Here is a 17,869-nt window from a genome sequence, read left to right as displayed (position 1 = left end):
ATGGATAAAAAGCTTGTACTCAAAGAATTTTATGACCAGGTGGAAGTTTTTTTAAGGCGAGAGAACTTCAAATTAAACAGGTCACAATCCACAGCAAAAAGAAAAACAAAATATGGTTTCGATAAATTATTTTTTGAGGTAAATGATATGGTAGATAGTTATTCGATAACCACCGCTTTACGAATTAGAAATAATGCTATTCAAGAAATAAAAGGAGAAATAAACCCGAGATATCTGAAGCGAAAAGAGACACCCAGCGTATTACAAAAGGTTTTTAGCTTATTAGAACGATATAATAGACCAGAATTAGATTACGAAATCGAGAATCCTGGGAATTTAGTAAATGAAGAAACTTTAGTATTTTATTTGGCAGCTTTTAAACGGTTTATGGAAGAAGTGGGCTTTCCCTTTTTTGATCGTTTTGAAACCATGCGCGATTTTGATGATTGGTTCAATTTACCCGTATTGGATAGTTCTTACGATTTTGAAAAGGGAATGAACTGGAATAATGCGATTAGTGGTGTTATTGCTGCTAAACTATCCGAAAATCCACGTTATGAAGAAATTTATGATAAATGGGTATCTGGAATCTCTCCTAAAGACACAGAAACTTTATCAGAACTGGAAGCCACTAAAAAATACTTAGACACTCTTACATCAAATTAATTTTAGCAGCTTTTATAAAATGTTCAATGGAGTTAATCCGTTATGAAATGGCGATTACCCCACTAGCCCCCCCCCGCTGTCTGGAGTTTAGCGATAGCGTAACTTCAGACTTTTAATGAAAAGCAGGGATTGTATCCCGGTCAAATAAATAAATATATTTCAGTATAAAAGTGGAGATGGAGGAATTAAAGTGGTGTTATTTAGAATAATCAATTATAGATGCTATCTTTCTTATGAAAATTAAATTTTCAATTTTAATCATATCACTAATAATAATTCTTCCCATTGTTATTTTGTTATGGTTGGGGTACTCGAATCTTACAACTCAAGTTATTATTCCTTTGATTTCAACTTTATTAACAGCTGTAGTATCAATTTATGCCATATCCAAATCAAGTGAAGTTTCAGAAAAGTCATTAAAATTAGCACAAAATTCAAATCAAATACAGGAAATAATTAATTGGGAAAAATTAACACCAAAAATCGATGGATTTATATCTGGTTTTGGGTTTAATAGTATTAATGATAATCAATCACAAATTTTATTTAGTATATCATTCTACAATAACTCTCCATTTAAGATAATTATCAATGAACTTGAGGCTAAGTCAAAGTCAAGTAAACTTAAATTATACAATTTAAAGTGGAGAAGTGATATTCCAATGGAATTAACTCATGGTGAAAATATTAATTGTGATATTAAAATTAATAGCAAAGATGTTGATTCTTTAAAACTCGTATGGGATCCAACTAAAGAGATTATAATTGAAGAGGTTTTAAATAGAGATTTAATATTTATATTTGATCTGGAAGCTCCAGAATCAGGACTTAAATATAATGTTATATGTACCTCAAATAATTTAAAAGTAAGAGATTTTGAATGGGGTGCAAAATCCTTTAAGAAAAAGGAGTAAAATACCGTAACTTCAGATTTTTAATGAATAGTAGGGATTGTATCCCGGTCAAATAAATAAGTTTTTTTAAGCGTAGAAGTAAAAAAGCGTGGATATAAATTTTTCGTTGTAGAATGACCGAGTCAGAGACTCTGCATTTCATACAAAAGTTTGAAGTTGTCCTTCGGAACACTCCAAACAGCGGAGGGAGTGTTATAAAAGTCATTGAGGGACCTTAGTTTTTCGCTATGAAAGAAATAAAGAAAGTTGAAGTTTTTCTTTTCGGAAAAGAGTTAATAGACGTTGATCAGATCACTGAAGAAGCATCTCCTTTTTTTTTAACTCTACCTGGTGATTTTGAGTATAACCGCAGTTGGCAGTTGTCATTTATTTGTCCTTTTTGCTCGGTCAAAGTTGAGATAAAAGAGGATTTTGAAAAAGGGATAAAGAGTTTTCATTGGATTAAACAGTTATCAACAGAGAAATTTTCTTTGTCCTTTTTAAAAAATATTTGTCAGATTTTTAATGGAGTTTATTTACATGAAGTATCTAGTGTTACATATATTAATAGAACAGGGTTTGAATATGACTTTGATTTTCAAAGAAGGAGCTCAATTAATATATTATATTCAAGATGTACCTGTTGCAATAAGTTGTTTATTGGAGATTTAAAAGTTGGCTATCCGCTTTATCCAGATAATAATACACCTACTGGAGTGTTTGGAAAGGTTATTATTGAAAAAATATTAGGAATTGATGAATCTTGGTTGTTCTACGATGAAATCATCAATGAAATAAGCTCATAAATATAAATCCCCCACTAGCGCAAGTATGTACTTGTGCTATTATCGACTAGTCCTGGTTCAAGAATCCTCTTGGACCAATCGTTATTGATTCTTTTAAGGATTTCCCAACCTAACCGTTTATTTCTTTGAGGATAAAATGTTTGAATTTAATTTCCGGCATGAGCCGGAAATATAAATTTGGCGATAGCAGCAAGTTAAATTTTATAAGTTTTGCTGTAGTTTATTGGATAGATGTATTCATAAGAAACGAGTATAAAGAAATATTGATAAATAGCTGGAAGTATTGTCAAGAAAATAAGGATCTTGAAATATTTGGCTGGTGTATCATGACAAGTCATGTGCATATGATTATTGGTTCCAAAGAAAAGCCTTTAGAAAGAGTTGTTGGAGATATGAAACGACATACTTCAAGTCAATTAAAAAAAGCAATATTCGATCATCCTGGAGAAAGCAGGAGAGAGTGGATGCTTTGGATGTTTGAAAGAGCAGGTTTAAAGAATAGCAACAATAAAAAGTGGCAGTTTTGGCAGCAGCATAACAAACCAATAGAGTTACTTAACGAGCAGATGTTTTATCAAAAACTTGACTATATTCACAGAAATCCTGTAGAAGCCGGTTTTGTTGAAAAGGAAGAAGAATATACATATAGCAGCGCAGGATGTTGGCATGGTAAAGAAGAATTGATTAAGCTGAACTACATACGGTAAGTTCGCTTAACGACGACGGCACAAGAAGATTCTTGCGCCAGGGGGGGGAGAATTGGAAGGAAGTTCTAAGTGGTATGGGAGAGGCATATTTCAGAGGACTGATTATTTCTAAACTATGCAATGATCCTAATTATAATCAAAAATTTAGAAAGGTAGAGGCGATTTTTGATGAACCAGATGAATGGCTACCATACTGGGAAAAGCTGAAAGCTGTTTTACCTACCATAGAACCAAAGTATAATTTGTGATACCCCCAGCTGTCTGGAGTTTAGCGATAGCGTAACTTCAGACTTTTAATGAATAGCAGGGATTGTATCCCGGTCAAATAAATAAGTTTGTTTCATTATATTTGACTAATGGATAAAGGCTATAAAATTCGAGATCAGAACGGTTTATATTTTGTAACATTTGCGGTAGTTGAATGGGTAGATGTATTTACTAGAAGGAATTATGCTGAAATAGTTGTTGATAGTTTGATTTTTTGCCAAAAAAATAAAGGACTTGAAATATATGCATGGTGTTTAATGAGTAATCATCTACACTTAATTGTTGCCGCAAAAAAAGGATTTAATCTTTCTGATATATTAAGAGATTTTAAGAAATATACAGCAAAAGAGATTATATCAGCAATCAACAATAATCATTCTGAAAGTCGCAGGAATTGGATGCTTTGGATCTTTAAACAAGCAGGGTCAAAGAATAACAAAAACAATAGCTTTCAATTTTGGCGACAAAATAATCAACCAAAGGAATTAATAACTAATCAATTTAAAGATCAAAAATTAGACTATATTCATAATAATCCTGTAGAATCTGGTTTAGTAAAACGTCCTGAAGATTATGTTTATTCAAGTGCTAGTAATTATAGTGGGGAACAAGGATTAATTGATATCATTTTGTTGTAAAGTGTCCGAGTCACAGACTCTGGATTTCATAAAAAGTTTGAAGTTGTCCTTCGGAACACTCCAAACAGCGGGGGGTAATTGATTATCTCAATATTGAAAACAACTTCAAATCAATATTTAAACTTTAGTATCATGTTCAATTTACTGTCCAAATTGGAAGGTGTTAAGGAATCATCATTTAAAATTGAAGAACAGTCGAACACTTTGTTTATTAACAATCAACATGGGGTTAAAATCATCAATAATGCCCCTTTAAAAAAGCAAATTGAAACTATTCAGGATCCAATTGTTACAGTAATTACAGATGATAATATATGCGTGTCAAGTAAAGCTACGGGTCAAACAAAAATATTCAATTTGAATGGGGCAATCCAATCAGTTGATTATTTAGCAACTGTTAATCTTGACATTAAGAATTTCCTCACAGAATCTTATCTGTTTGCCTATACTTATTTCCAACTTGATTTTTCCAAAAAGTATATTTCTAAAATTGAAAGAAATTCTTTTAAGATCATATCTAAATTTCCTGGAGAATTGGGTTTAAACGGAATTCTCTTAGTTTGGGATGAAAATCACTTCATATCCCGGAATCAAGAAAAATTTGGACTCTTCACTTTTGAAAACATATGCGTTTGGGAGATATATGTCAAAGATTTAGTTACTGCTAAGAGTGAATTGGAGCTAGGCACACCCTCAATAATCAAAATTGTCGGTAAACTCTTTGTTGAATATGGGAAGACATTTCGTCTAAATCCAGCAAATGGAAATATTGAGGAAACTTATGATGTGCCATTCACTGCTTCAGAGAATGAATTTTTATACGGTTTTCAATATAAAGATATTGAGGTTACCCAACTTGCAGTTTTGAATGCAAAAACTAATGAGATTAAAATAATCGATATTCAGAAAGAATTCAAAAAACATGATATATATCCTGATTGGAGAATACAAGTAAAAGATGGTATGATTTATTTCTCTCAGAATATGGGGAGCAATGAAGCCAAAATTGGTATTTTTGATCCAAATCAAGAAAAAATTGCTTGGAAGCATATTTTTGAAAAGAAGAATGGAATGGTTGGGACAATAAAGATTAGTAAAGATAGAATCTTTGCTTTAACTCAGGATCAAACTCTCCACATCTTCGAGCGTGAGTAATTCCAGCCCCCCCAGCTGTCTGGAGTTTAGCGATAGCGTAACTTCAGACTTTTCATGAAAAGCAGGGATTGTATCCCGGTCAAATAAATAAGTTTATTTCAGCGTAGAAGTAAAAAAGCGTGGATATAAATTTTTCTTTGTAGAATGACCAAGTCATAGACTCTGCATTTCATAAAAAAGTTTGAAGTTGTCCTACGGAACACTCCAAGCAGCAGAGTTCAAAATTATCACCAAATAACTAATCATTAATAACTCAATAACTACCCCCTATAACCACCTATTCCAAGCGTCAATGAAGTGCCTTTTATTTATCTACAGCTCCAATCAAATATCCAATAACTAATAACCTAATAACCAATACCTAACCTCCCAACAACTTAGCTATCAATTATTTGCTCCGTAAATCTTCTTTTCCTATTTTTGGGCATATTTTTTAGTCAACTATGCAGCGAATAATATTTTTTGTATCATTCTTCGCACATTTTTTAATTTTTGCGCAGGAAGAAGCTCTCGTTAATCACTTTGAAGTAGTTAAAAAAGGTAAGGCCGAATCAAAGCCATTGGCTTTTTACGAAGGTTTTGCCAACAACCCGACTGCCATAAAGATCATCGAACGATATGCGGCTACTGACGATTCAAAATTAAAACTTGAAGCAATCAATGCGTTTGGCGCTTATGGTGTGTACAGCACCGACAAACAGTTGCGCTCACAGGCTGTAGCAAACCTGGCGCTATTGGGCAATTCCAAAGATAATTCGGTTTCCTATAAAGCCATCAGCATGCTCAAGCGCTTTACTCCGGCAGATTTTGCGCCTGAAACTAAGCAGTTGCTCGATGCTTACCTTAGAGGTGATTATCCTCATCGTAGTTTGTTGATTAAAATCATTGGGTTTGCCAAGGTACAGCAATCAACTCAAGCCCTCGAAGATATTGCACTGGATAACAGTAGCCGAAACAGGGAGCAATGGCATGCATTAGTTGCCCTGACCAGGATGGGAAACCAACGTGCGGAGGCCCGGTTGATGGAGGCAGTGAGGAAGATGGAAGTCAACAGTGATTTTATTTACGATGTGGTTCCTGACCTGGCTTACACCAACAACGAAGTAGTTTATAATTTTCTTTTTGAAATAATAACTGATCAATCGATTCTTTGTGCATCACCAAATCCGAATGTGAGTGAAAAGATACCTTGCGGATATGGTATTGCTGAGCAGATCGCTCCACGGATAGTTAATTTCCCCGTGGCCGTCGATGCTTCGGGAATGTTTCTGGCCGATGATTACCAGGCTGCAATGGATGCGATAATTGACTGGATAAAAGAAGATAAGAGGTTACAATTTGTAGATAGTAAATATTAAGAGTTACCGCCTTGTAACGGTAAGATCTTTTAACGACATAATTTTTCGGTAGAGAGTGCTTAAGCTCCGTATCGACAGGATTTTTTTACATGCTAGATTAGGAATGTATAAACATAGGAATTTAATTTTCTTCATTGCCTTATTATTATTGGGCTTTTCATCAGGATATGCATCAATAGATCCGGTAAAGTCTATTGGTGAAAAATCTAAGCCGGAAGTTAGTACCCCGGCCGATCGCTTATTAGAAGACCTGAAAAGAAAAGAACTGGCACGATACACCGGAGAAGAAGTGAAGAGTAGTTCGGCGCCTGCTTTACCTGCCAGAGTAAGTCGGGAAGAATTATATCAACCGGTTTTCAATTCTGTCGATACACTAGGAGACATAGCTCCACCTACCGCTGTAACTGATTCAATTCAAAGAGTATTAGATCGTGCTCAAAGTATCTGGGATCAGGTAGTGAAAAACGATATGTTCACTGACGTCCTGAATGCTGAAGCCGTTCAGAATTTGCCAATCGCCAAAAGCAAAGAAATTGGAGGTTTCACCTACGGGGTAATTATCGACTCGATCGTTTTCAAGCCTCAGGGTACTTTCATGAGTGTTTATATGGTTTTTCAACCACCTCAGGGTCAGGAGCTGGTCTTTGGGGCTCACAATATTCAAATATCTGAGGAAGGCGGGATCATAACCAATGATGCGATGTTGTTTCTGGTTAAAGATTATGCCATTCCAATATCCGGAGGAAAAGGAGCATTGGTCTTAAAGTCCGGAGGAGTATCCGGCACGCATGTAAAGATCGATTGTGACGGATATAAATCCATGAAAATAAAAGGTGAAGTAGTCTTTTCTAAAGAATGGCTGCTCGCTGAAGACTCGATTGGAAGAATAGATACAACAAAACGTGTAACGGGAAGATTTGAAACAGAATTAGAAGACTGGAATAATTTGATCGCTGGCTTTGATCTGGATCCGTTTCAAATCAATGGTGTGAAAGGAGTGACCTTCCAGGTGAAAAATGCAGTATTCGATTACAGCGATTACCGAAATTCACCAGCTGTGGTTTTTCCGGAAGAATACCAGCCTTACCTGGTTGCAGAACAGCCGGAGTTATGGCGTGGGGTATACATTGAAGAAGTGGCCGTCATGTTGCCGCCGGAGTTTCAACGGACAGACAGTGCCCGGACAACTTTCAATGGCCGGGGTCTGATCATCGATGACCTGGGTTTTACCGGGACAATTTCCGGACAAAACCTTATCAACATGGATGAAGGCCTGATGAATAAATGGGCTTTTTCTTTAGAGCGATTTGAAGTTTCTATGTTGATGGGTTCATTAGAGCGTGGTGAGATCAACGGAAAAATCCACGTTCCTACCAATGGTGATGGTGAGTATTTTAGTTATGAAGGAAGGGTTTTGCCTCATGGACAATATGAATTTGACGTAAGAAATGATTCAACACTTACTTTCCCATTATTTAAGGGAACTGAAGTTGAATTGTATTCAGGTTCCTCCCTGGAAGTCGATGTTTATAATGGAAAATTTTATCCCCGCGCCACGCTACATGGTAAAATGAATGTGGAGGCATCCTTTAGTGATGATAGCAAGAAGGCGCTCGAGATCGCTGAGATGGAATTCTACTCTCTCCAGGTGCAAACCGTTAAACCTTACCTTCAGGTTGGCCAATTCTCCTTTAACTCTGAAGCGGCACAACAGGCAATGGCTAATTTCCCTGTGCAGTTGAATAACATCGGGTTTGAAACATTGGCAGATAGCACTGAGGTAGGTGTTAGCTTTGATCTGACCGTGAATGTAATGAAGCCGGAAGATGGCGGGTTCAGCGGAATGTCTGGTATGACGATCGTTGCAGAACCTTATGAGAAAAATGGAAGACAGCGATTCAGATTTAAAAGACTTGAGATAGATGAAATAGCATTGAGTGGTGAGGTGAGCAGCCTTTCACTTGATGGGAGATTAAAGTTTTACAGAAATGATTCCATTTATGGTGAAGGATTTAATGGTAATCTGAAGCTCGGTATGCAATCGGGATTAAAGATGGAAATTGAAGCGAGTGCCATTTTTGGTAATGTCAATGGCATGCGATACTGGTATGCCGATGCGGCCGCTACTTTTGATAATGGCATTCCGATAGTAGAGCCAAGTTTGAACCTTTATGGATTTGGTGGTGGAGCTTACTACGCCATGGAGATCGATAAAGGAGGATATAATTCCCTGGGATATACCCGTACAGGTATTACCTACAAGCCTTCTACTAAAGCAGGGTTAGGAGTAAAGGCCTCGATTGTAATGGGAGGTAAAAAGAAAGAAGCATGGAATGGTGATGCGATGTTTGAAATAGCCTTCTTTAAAGGAGGTGGAATCAGAAATATCAAATTTGCCGGAAATGCCTACGTGATGACCCCGGAAATGATGGTTGACCTGGATGTTATCACGGATAATATGGATAAGATCGCAGAAAAAGCTGCATCTGTTAGTAATGCTGTTGAATCTGTATCTGGGAGTTTGATTGAAAGCACAGGAACCAATGATATAACGCAAATATTCGGCGATCCAACTGAAATGGGAGGTAAAGGAAGTATCTCAGCTTCGATGGTGATGGAATACGATTTTGAAAACAAGGTCTTCCACGCCAACATGGATATGTTCGTCAATGTGGCAGGAGGAATAATCACCGGTATAGGCCCAAATGGGCGTGCAGGATGGGCAGTGATGCACTTCGATCCGGCGGAATGGTATGTATACATTGGTACACCGGAGGACAGGTTGGGAGTACAAATGGGCGTTGGTCCGTTAAATGCCGAGGCCAATGCGTATTTCGTAATGGGAACCAAAGTACCGGGCTCACCACCACCAGATCCGAAGGTTGCAGAAATACTTGGTAGAAGTCAGGCAGACCTGGATTATATGTCAGACATGAATGCCTTGGGTGATGGTGCAGGAGTAGGCTTTGGTGCCGGATTTAATATAGATACCGGCGATATGAATTTCCTGATGTTCTATGCCCGATTTATGGCTGGTGCTGGATTTGATATCATGCTTAAAGATTATGGCTCCGCAGAGTGTGCCGGTCGACCAGGGACGCTAGGAGTTAATGGATGGTATGCTAATGGACAGGCCTATGCGTATTTTGATGGAGATATTGGGATAAGGGTTAAAGTTTTTGGTAAGAAGAAGAAAGTATCAATTCTGCATATTGGAGCAGCGGCTTTACTCCAGGCCAAGCTTCCAAATCCATTCTGGATGCGCGGTATTGTCGGTGGGCGATATAGTGTGTTAGGTGGATTAGTTAGTGGTCGTTGCGATTTTGAAGTGACTCTGGGAGAAGAATGTCAGATCGTTGGAGGTTCGGTACTCGAAGGAATCACAGTTATTTCACAAGTAACACCGGGAGAAGGAGAAGAAGTAAACGTATTCACCAAGCCACAAGCAGTATTTAATATGCCGGTTGAAAAGATATTTAAGCTGGAAGATCTGGATGGTGTTACCAAAGAATTTAAAATAAAGCTAGATCATTTTGATATCACCCATGACGGCGAAAAACGACCAATCGAAGTGGTAAAGCAGTGGGATGATGATAAAGATGTACTAGCAGTAAAACCAGTAGACATCCTTTCGCCACACACTACAATGATAGCAAAGGTACAGGTGAGCTTTGAGGAGCGCATAGGCGGTAACTGGGAGCCTGTAATTGTCGATGGAAAAAGATATGTTGAATCTAAAGAAGTGAAATTCCTTTCAGGTGAAGCTCCGGATAACATTCCACACCACAACGTAGCGTATAGTTATCCTGAGATTGAGATGGTCAACTTCTACCAGGATGAATATCCACAGGGATATATTCAGTTAGAGCAAGGTCAGGATTATCTGTTTAGTAATGATTCGGGTGCTTGGAAATTCGAAGGGAAGTTTATTGCCGATGACGGTACTGAATCTTCTTCCTTTGGCTTTGATTACGATAATAGGAAAAACGAGGTGATGTTTGATTTTCCTTCAAACATTCAAACAGGTAAAATCTACAATTTGTCGTTGAACAAAGTGCCTGCAAAGGCAGCTGATGCAGTAGATTCAAATGTCGATTCAGTAAAAACAAAGGTTGGTGGAGATAGTAACCTTGATCTGGAAATAAAAGGCCAAAAAGCCACGGGTAATTTAGCAGAGCTTCAAACCCAGAATGTCTATATCGCTCCGGTGAGGACAAGTAATTTTAGAACTTTAGGAGAGAAAGTGGCTTCAATGGATTTTGAAGGGACAAGTACTTATCCTGTAAGACCAGGAGTGGAAGATATCTTTAATGGGTTTACAGTTGGTGAGCCATTCGTCAGACAGGAATTTGCAAATTTCAATGAATCGGGAATTGAGTATGAAATGATTATTGAAGATTCTGAGTGGCATTCAGATTTTGTAATGGGGCTTACCTATGCTAACTATCCTAAATATGGATTGAATCTGACAGTCCGTGATGATAAGGCATACGGTGGTGTGCCTCCGGTGGAGGCTTTCAGAATACTTGAAACATCTGGTTTTTATTTGCCCGTTGTTGATATTGCAGATGCATCTTTAGCCGGGCCAGATCGAGTTATGATTTATATATTTTACCCTTATATCGTTAATCAGGATAATAAAAATATTCGAGAGCTGGTGATTAATCATTTTGGAGGAAATTATCCATCATCAGAAAATGAGCTGTTAGCAACACCATACCCAAGATTTCGCAATGGTTTGATCAAACTAAAATTCAGTTACAAACTACCTGGTAAGGAAATCACTACAGACGAAGTTGAAACGAGTTTTGAATTTATTTATTAATGAAAAGTTATAGATCCATATTGATCATTTTGCTGGTTTTATTGTCTTTTGATATTACAAAAGGACAAACTACCGGGCTGAAAGCTATTTCTCGTGCCGATGAAAATGGAGTCTCTATAAAGTGGGCTGCTGATAATTATGGTTTGTGGAGAGATATTATTGATAATGGAGTAATTATTGAACGAATCAGTCAATCAACAAAAGAGAAAAAAACTTTCAGGATCAATACAGCTGATGGAAAAGAATTTTTAAAGGAAGGGTCTGACTATACTTTGGTTGCCGCAGAAATGATCTTTGGTGAAGGTGAGGTAGATCTGGGAGGACAATTCGGTCCTTTTGAATACTACAAAGCAGCAAAAGATCAGGAATATCGATTCGGTATTTCACAATTAGTTAATGATTATTCTTTTAAAACAGCTCAGCTTTCGGGGTTTGCTTTTCGAGATTCCCCGGTTAAAAAGGACACTTATATTTATCGAGTAGCATTACAAAATCAACCTGAAAATTTTTTAGCGGCAACTGTCGCAAATTTTAACGGTCAATCACCTGAGAAGGTCTTCTTTCCCAGAATTTTTTATCAGTTGAATGATGATAATTCAGTTGCATTGAGATGGAAGGATAATTCATATGATTTTGTCGGATACAATATTTATAAAAGTATTGGAGAAAATGGTTTTGAAAAGATCAATGAAGCTCCATATATAAATGTAGATCAGGCTGTTTTTCTTGATTACTATGATTCATTAAGCACTACCGATGGGAAAGTAAAATATAAGGTAGCCGGACTAACACCCTATGGTGATAGTATTGTCTCTGATCCGGTAGTAATGAATGCCAACGTGAAAGTAAGTGGAAAGACAGAAATCAACCAGTTGGTAGACCATCAAATAGATGATCAGGGCAGGTTAACATTTTATACTGCTAATCAATTGGGGAAAAATACTGTTCTAATGCATAGCAAATCAGAAAGTGGTACATATGCTCCTATTAATAATTCTGCTAAGGATCAAAATTCAATTTGGACTGATGATCCAGTTTCAGGGTATTATATATTAGAAAACAACGGAAAAAAATCATTCCCATATTTGGTGCAATTGCTAGATAGTATTGCTCCAGCGGTACCTCGAATAGATTTTATTGAGTTAAGAGATACTATTAATAATGTTGTGGCAATTTCATTTAACAGACCCTCGGATTCTGATTTTAAAGGATACAGATTATTTAGAAGAGGCGTAAAAGGACATGAACCTATTTATTTAAGTGCGACAGAAAGCGACATTTATTACGACACATTAAGCACACAAGCGGCTTATGATTATAAATATTCAGTAGCGGCTTATGATAATCGATATAATCTCTCTGAGAGGTCAGAGGAAGTAGTTTATTCTAATAAAAAGAATCTGTGGGATTATTTGTCTGTAGATTATGATGAAGAAAAACCGGAGTTAACTGCCTTTTCCCCTTTTGAAGTAGAGTTTACTTTGATTTACGGAGGCAAACAAGTTGAATCAAAGGTTTTTAATAAAGATTTTAAATTCATTGTTCCTGAGAAATACCGATCGAATTTTGAGGTCAAGCTGGAACAAGGAGATGAATTAGTTTTTCAGAAAGCATTTATAGCTAGTGAATCAGATAGAGAAGCGATTTTTGACCTAAATCCAAGGCTGGAAGAAAACAAACTTACCTTCGAAGTGACTTATCCATCTAAAGTACGGATTTGTAATATTTATGTGAAAGACGGAGAACAATATCGCTCATTTAAACGGAACTATAAGGTTGATATATTGAATGAAATTAGAATAGGGGATGAAATTAAATCAGCTTTAATAGAGATCATTACCACTGACAACCAAAAAATTAATAAGGAGGTATCACGATGAAAAGAGTTTTACTTTTATCTTTTTTTAGTCTACTGCTTACCTGGAAAGGGTTTGGTCAATTGCAGTTTGAAACTAAAATTTATTTATATAGCGCTTATGAACCTTTAAAGGACCCAGGAGCATTTTTTTCAGATGTATTACTTAGTTCTTCTGAAGGTCTTAATGTAGCTAAAGATTTTCATAATTATAATTCAGGTCCGGATTATTGCTTCAATTGTGATTATTATAGTACTACATACACTCCAGAAACATTTCCACGATTCTTTTTTGCTTCTGGCAGACAAAATACATATTTAGACCCAAATATGGGGCCTACTCCAGGGCCAGTTTCAGCTAGCTGTAACTTAGATAATTTTTACGGATATAAATATTTAGGGATAGATCATTGTCGAATGGATAATGTTGTCACAGATCGTGATGATATGAGTATAAGTGTATTAGTTAAGGTATTAGGAGATTTGCCCATCCCTAATTTAACGGAAATTGAATGTGGAAAATCTATTAATTTAAATGTTGATGTTGCACCAGAAAACAGTAAAATACATAATTTGTATGAATCCGTTGATTGGTATTATGAGGTTTTGGATGCAAATACTAATGAGATATTAATAAATAAAACACAGTTTAAGACTACTTTAGGCCCAACCGTAGATATTTCTTATACAGAACTTTTTTCAGATAATGCTGGATATGAAAAAAATATAAATTTCTATGCTCATTTTAATTTCTACGATAAAACACGTATTGCTTCCGGAGCAAATTATACCTTTAATTATCCCAATGAATACAATGATGCTGATATTGAAATAATTCAACGAGTTTGTCAGGAAGATGTTGCTAAAATTAATATAGCTCCAAAATTATTCTCTGCTCCAATGAAAATTTCAATTTCAAAATTATCGCCTGCTCCTGAAGAAGGGTGCGGAAGTACAGCTTCAGAATTATTACCAGGTTATTGCGTTGGTTTTCCAAGAGATGTAAATTTTAATTCAAATGAAGGATTATCTATAGATTTGGTTGAAAGCGGATTAATTGAATTTACTATTACTCATTCCTCTAAAGAATCCTGTGGATATAAGGCAACAGCAGATGTAAATGTTCCTCCAAGTTTTAATGTCACATTAAATCCATTAAATGAGTATACAGGTGATAGACAAGTTTCCTGTCCAGGCGCTTCAGATGGTAAAATCGAGGTTAATGCAGAAATTGGGAATGGCTATTCCCACACCTATTCAGTACTGCAAAACGGCAGTGAAGTTAAATCAATAACCTATGACGGATCCACAGCCACTTCAGACATAATTTCAGGAATTTCCGCTGGATCTTACATAGTTCTAGCTACAGATCGATTAGGTTGTCAAACAACTTCCGAAGAAGTAATTATAAGTGATGCTCCGGCAGTAATTAACACAACAGATGAATTAACAAATGTTAAAGATTTAACATGTCCGGAAAATTCGGATGGACAAATCACTGTAACAGGAAATGTAGCTGATAATCATACTTTAACTTATTCCATCGACAATGGAGTAACATTTATAGGGGATGCCGTTTTTTCTAATCTTTCGAAAGGAACTTACACCACCCTTGTTAAAGATGAGAATGAATGTCTCTCAAATCCGGTGCCTATAACCGTTAAAGAGCCGGAATTTAACTTTTCAGTCACTGAAACTTCTACTTCATGCTTTGGGTCTCCAGATGGGCAGTTGACTGCTCAGCTAACTCCAACTGCTAATTCTGCATCTATCAGTAGTATTAAGTATTCATTGACTGACGGTATTTTTGCAGAACCAAATTCCAATACTTTTTCCGGATTGAGTGTCGGAACCGGTACAGTATATGTTCAATATAACTCCACCTGTTCAGCTGAAACAACCTATACAATCACTGAACCAGCCCAAATGGATTTTAATGTAACTACTACCCAACCTTCATGTTATGGTAGTTCAGATGGGGTGTTGAATGTAGTTAACGTGAGTAATAACCAGGGAGCTGTTGTTTATAGTATCACCGAGCCTGGTGCAGGTTTTCAAACCTCACCCAGCTTTACCAACCTGGTCGCAAATGCTTATACAGTATATGTGCAGGATGAACAAGGATGTTCGAGGCAAAAACCAGTGATTCTAAATGAACCGACCAGGGTCAATGCCTCATTTACTGAAACCAATGCTATTACTTGCTTTGGTGATTCAGATGGTACATTAGAAGTTTCGCCTTTTGGTGGTATAGGAACAGGGTACTCAATCACTTGGACTGATAATAACAGTACTTCGCAAACCAGAAATAATTTATCGGCAGGTATTTATTCTGTAAATGTCACCGATGGTAATGGATGTATTAACGAAGTAGCCTATACTCTCAGCGAACCGGATGAGCTTAATGTAACAGCCGATATCTATGATAAAAACGGGTTTGGTGTAAGCTGTAATGGAGATACAGATGGCGAAGTATTATTATTGACCTCGGGAGGTACTCCAGGGTATACATATAGCTGGAATGGAGAAGCAAAATCAGACTATGAATCAACTCTGGCAGCTGGCAACTACACGGTAGTCGCTACTGATATCAATGGATGCCAGACTCAGACATCCTTTGAACTTACCCAACCTGATGTTTTGCAACTTTCTGCAACCGTGACTGATGAAACCTGCTTTGAAAGTGACAATGGTTCAATAAACCTGCAAGGCCAGGGGGGAACTGGAACCTATGAATTTAAATGGCAAGGAGGAGCTTTCAATACTATTCAAAATTATACTAACCTGGTTGCCGGTTCTTACCTGGCAGAGATTAGAGATTCCAACGGGTGCCTTACCGGGGAGCAATCTCTTGTTGTGTCCCAGCCTGATGGGCTTTTAGTAACTATTGATGAAGTGGTCGATGCAACCTGCGCCGAACCACTTGGAAGTATTTTCATCACTTCAACCGGAGGAAATGGCGGGAATCAATTCCAATGGCAAAAAGATGGCAGTAATTATTCGCAAACTGAGGATATCACAGACGCACAACCAGGCAGTTATTCAATTACAATAACAGATGCAAAGGGATGTGTTGCTCAAAATAATGCATTTATCTCTGCAGCGGATGGCCCGGTAGTACAAACAGCATTAATTGAAGAACCCACATGTTCCTATACAGCAGATGGTGCTGCTGAAATTGCTATTACTGGAGGTACAGGGGCGTATTCAGTAAGCTGGCCTACGGGCACAAGTACACCAAGGGAAGAAAATCTTGCCGTGGGTCAATATACGGTGGAAGTAGAGGATGAAGCGGGATGCCGTTCTTTTCATACTGTTGACCTTACCGGTCCTGAACCGATGACAATAATGGAACAGCTTCAGGCACCGTCTTGCTTTGACAGTTCTGATGGAACGATTACTGTGACAGCATCTGGAGAAAATAATACCGGCTTTACCTATCAATGGGTCAGTGGTCCGGCGAATGCTTCTTATGCCAATCTTTCCGAAGGAACTTACCAGGTGAACATTACCGATGCCCAGGGATGTGAGGCAAGTTTTGATGTATTCCTTGATGCGCCGGAGGAACTAGTGGTTAGTCTTTTTGACTATATACAAACAACATGTGCAGATGGAAGTGACGGTTCGATAACACTGGAATCTACCGGAGGGACGGGAAATAAAACATACCAATGGAATAATGGTCAAACCACCAATCCGATTACAAATATCCAGGGAGGAGTGAGTTATGCCGTTACTGTAACAGATGAAAATGGCTGTAGCAAAGAAGATGCATTTGAAATGCCTGCTACCGAACCTGCAGACCTGGGTTTAACTGACCAGGAAGTGTGCGAAGGTCAGGAATTATTACTCTCTCCAATAATTACAGGAAGCAGTTATTCATGGAAAGATGGAAGTGGTAATGAGGTAAGTACTGTGTCGTCTTATTTGGTTACAGTCCCGGGGACTTATACGCTGGATATGATCTCAGCGAAAGGCTGCAATGAATCTGCGACGTTCACGATAGTAGAAAACAATGATCTGCTTCAAACAGAATTTTTGATGAGTACAGAAGTCAATGCCATGGATACAGTGTTGATGATTGATCTGACGACTCCGGAACCGGATAGTATCGAGTGGGATCTTCAGGGTTTTGGAACTCTTCTTCATAATGGACAGTATTATGCTGAAGCTCAATACGAGCAGGCAGGTACTTACCCTGTAAAATTGACTGCCCATTATTTTGAATGTGCCGGAACAAGATCAAAAAATATTACTGTCCTGGAAGTTCAGAATCCGGAGGGAGGAAGGGTTGATAATGTTGACTTCATCTCTGACTTTACAGTGTATCCAAACCCATCCGATGGCGAGTTGACCGTTCAGTTTACCAGTGCTGAGGAAGTAGCTCCGGAAATCAAAATTCATGATAGTCAGGGGCAGGTCCTTTACGAAGTTACCGGATCAGTTGGAACAGAACATTCTATCGATATGAACTTATTTAATCTGCCAGCAGGAATGTATTACTTAAGAGTATATCTGGGAGGAGAAAGCACAGCAAGACAATTGATAATTAATTGATAAAAAAAGCCGGTTTATCCGGCTTTTTTTATTCTCCACACTCCGCTCTCACTCTCACTCTCATTCTCTTCCCGCCCTGGTTCGTGTCCCTATGCGACGGATTGGTTCAAATTATATTTGCAGTCACAATTTTTTACTCTGA

At 37.5% G+C, this 17,869-nt stretch carries 11 protein-coding genes; all 11 read left to right on the top strand.

Annotation, left to right across the window (positions count from 1 at the left end; translation table 11 throughout):
• The 11 genes from OO013_RS10995 to OO013_RS10945 all read left to right on the top strand — a co-directional run bounded on the left by OO013_RS10995 (window position 1) and on the right by OO013_RS10945 (window position 17,727).
• A complete protein-coding gene (locus OO013_RS10995) occupies window positions 1-666 on the top strand; it encodes a hypothetical protein (RefSeq protein WP_266056859.1) in 666 nt (221 codons plus the stop codon).
• A 233-nt stretch (window positions 667-899) separates the two neighbouring features.
• Window positions 900-1,580, top strand: a complete 681-nt coding sequence (locus OO013_RS10990) for a hypothetical protein (RefSeq protein ID WP_266056858.1) — start codon at window positions 900-902, stop codon at window positions 1,578-1,580.
• Window positions 1,581-1,807: 227 nt separating this feature from the next.
• Window positions 1,808-2,365, top strand: a complete 558-nt coding sequence (locus tag OO013_RS10985; protein ID WP_266056857.1) for a hypothetical protein — start codon at window positions 1,808-1,810, stop codon at window positions 2,363-2,365.
• Window positions 2,366-2,523: 158 nt separating this feature from the next.
• Window positions 2,524-3,072, top strand: coding sequence for an REP-associated tyrosine transposase (locus tag OO013_RS10980; RefSeq protein ID WP_266056856.1), 549 nt, complete (start codon window positions 2,524-2,526; stop codon window positions 3,070-3,072).
• Between the two features lie 74 nt (window positions 3,073-3,146).
• A complete protein-coding gene (locus OO013_RS10975; RefSeq protein WP_266056855.1) occupies window positions 3,147-3,320 on the top strand; it encodes a hypothetical protein in 174 nt (57 codons plus the stop codon).
• Between the two features lie 108 nt (window positions 3,321-3,428).
• Window positions 3,429-3,977: an REP-associated tyrosine transposase gene (locus tag OO013_RS10970; protein ID WP_266056854.1), complete on the top strand. Its 549-nt coding sequence runs from the start codon at window positions 3,429-3,431 to the stop codon at window positions 3,975-3,977.
• A 132-nt stretch (window positions 3,978-4,109) separates the two neighbouring features.
• The gene (locus tag OO013_RS10965; protein WP_266056853.1) at window positions 4,110-5,132 is read left to right on the top strand and encodes a hypothetical protein; all 1,023 of its coding nucleotides are present in this window, start codon (window positions 4,110-4,112) and stop codon (window positions 5,130-5,132) included.
• A gap of 443 nt (window positions 5,133-5,575) precedes the next feature.
• A complete protein-coding gene (locus tag OO013_RS10960) occupies window positions 5,576-6,490 on the top strand; it encodes a hypothetical protein (protein WP_266056852.1) in 915 nt (304 codons plus the stop codon).
• Between the two features lie 103 nt (window positions 6,491-6,593).
• Window positions 6,594-11,315, top strand: a complete 4,722-nt coding sequence (locus OO013_RS10955; protein WP_266056851.1) for a hypothetical protein — start codon at window positions 6,594-6,596, stop codon at window positions 11,313-11,315.
• Window positions 11,315-13,195 carry a fibronectin type III domain-containing protein gene (locus tag OO013_RS10950; protein WP_266056850.1) on the top strand — a complete coding sequence of 627 codons (1,881 nt, stop codon included), beginning with the start codon at window positions 11,315-11,317 and terminating at the stop codon, window positions 13,193-13,195. The genes OO013_RS10955 and OO013_RS10950 overlap by 1 nt, the downstream gene beginning before the upstream one ends.
• A complete protein-coding gene (locus OO013_RS10945; protein ID WP_266056849.1) occupies window positions 13,192-17,727 on the top strand; it encodes a T9SS type A sorting domain-containing protein in 4,536 nt (1,511 codons plus the stop codon). The genes OO013_RS10950 and OO013_RS10945 overlap by 4 nt, the downstream gene beginning before the upstream one ends.
• Window positions 17,728-17,869 lie beyond the last annotated feature (142 nt).

This window comes from Mangrovivirga halotolerans (assembly GCF_026241165.1).
Classification (GTDB): domain Bacteria; phylum Bacteroidota; class Bacteroidia; order Cytophagales; family Cyclobacteriaceae; genus Mangrovivirga; species Mangrovivirga halotolerans.
Note: the sequence above shows the minus strand (reverse complement) of the source record. Positions and strands in the feature narration are given on the sequence as shown.

Bases quoted from the DNA above. Each gene is read 5' to 3' on its own strand.
- OO013_RS10995 (WP_266056859.1), top strand. From the start codon at position 1: ATGGATAAAAAGCTTGTACTCAAAGAATTTTATGACCAGGTGGAAGTT.
- OO013_RS10990 (WP_266056858.1), top strand. From the start codon at position 900: ATGAAAATTAAATTTTCAATTTTAATCATATCACTAATAATAATTCTT.
- OO013_RS10985 (WP_266056857.1), top strand. From the start codon at position 1,808: ATGAAAGAAATAAAGAAAGTTGAAGTTTTTCTTTTCGGAAAAGAGTTA.
- OO013_RS10980 (WP_266056856.1), top strand. From the start codon at position 2,524: ATGAGCCGGAAATATAAATTTGGCGATAGCAGCAAGTTAAATTTTATA.
- OO013_RS10975 (WP_266056855.1), top strand. From the start codon at position 3,147: ATGGGAGAGGCATATTTCAGAGGACTGATTATTTCTAAACTATGCAAT.
- OO013_RS10970 (WP_266056854.1), top strand. From the start codon at position 3,429: ATGGATAAAGGCTATAAAATTCGAGATCAGAACGGTTTATATTTTGTA.
- OO013_RS10965 (WP_266056853.1), top strand. From the start codon at position 4,110: ATGTTCAATTTACTGTCCAAATTGGAAGGTGTTAAGGAATCATCATTT.
- OO013_RS10960 (WP_266056852.1), top strand. From the start codon at position 5,576: ATGCAGCGAATAATATTTTTTGTATCATTCTTCGCACATTTTTTAATT.
- OO013_RS10955 (WP_266056851.1), top strand. From the start codon at position 6,594: ATGTATAAACATAGGAATTTAATTTTCTTCATTGCCTTATTATTATTG.
- OO013_RS10950 (WP_266056850.1), top strand. From the start codon at position 11,315: ATGAAAAGTTATAGATCCATATTGATCATTTTGCTGGTTTTATTGTCT.
- OO013_RS10945 (WP_266056849.1), top strand. From the start codon at position 13,192: ATGAAAAGAGTTTTACTTTTATCTTTTTTTAGTCTACTGCTTACCTGG.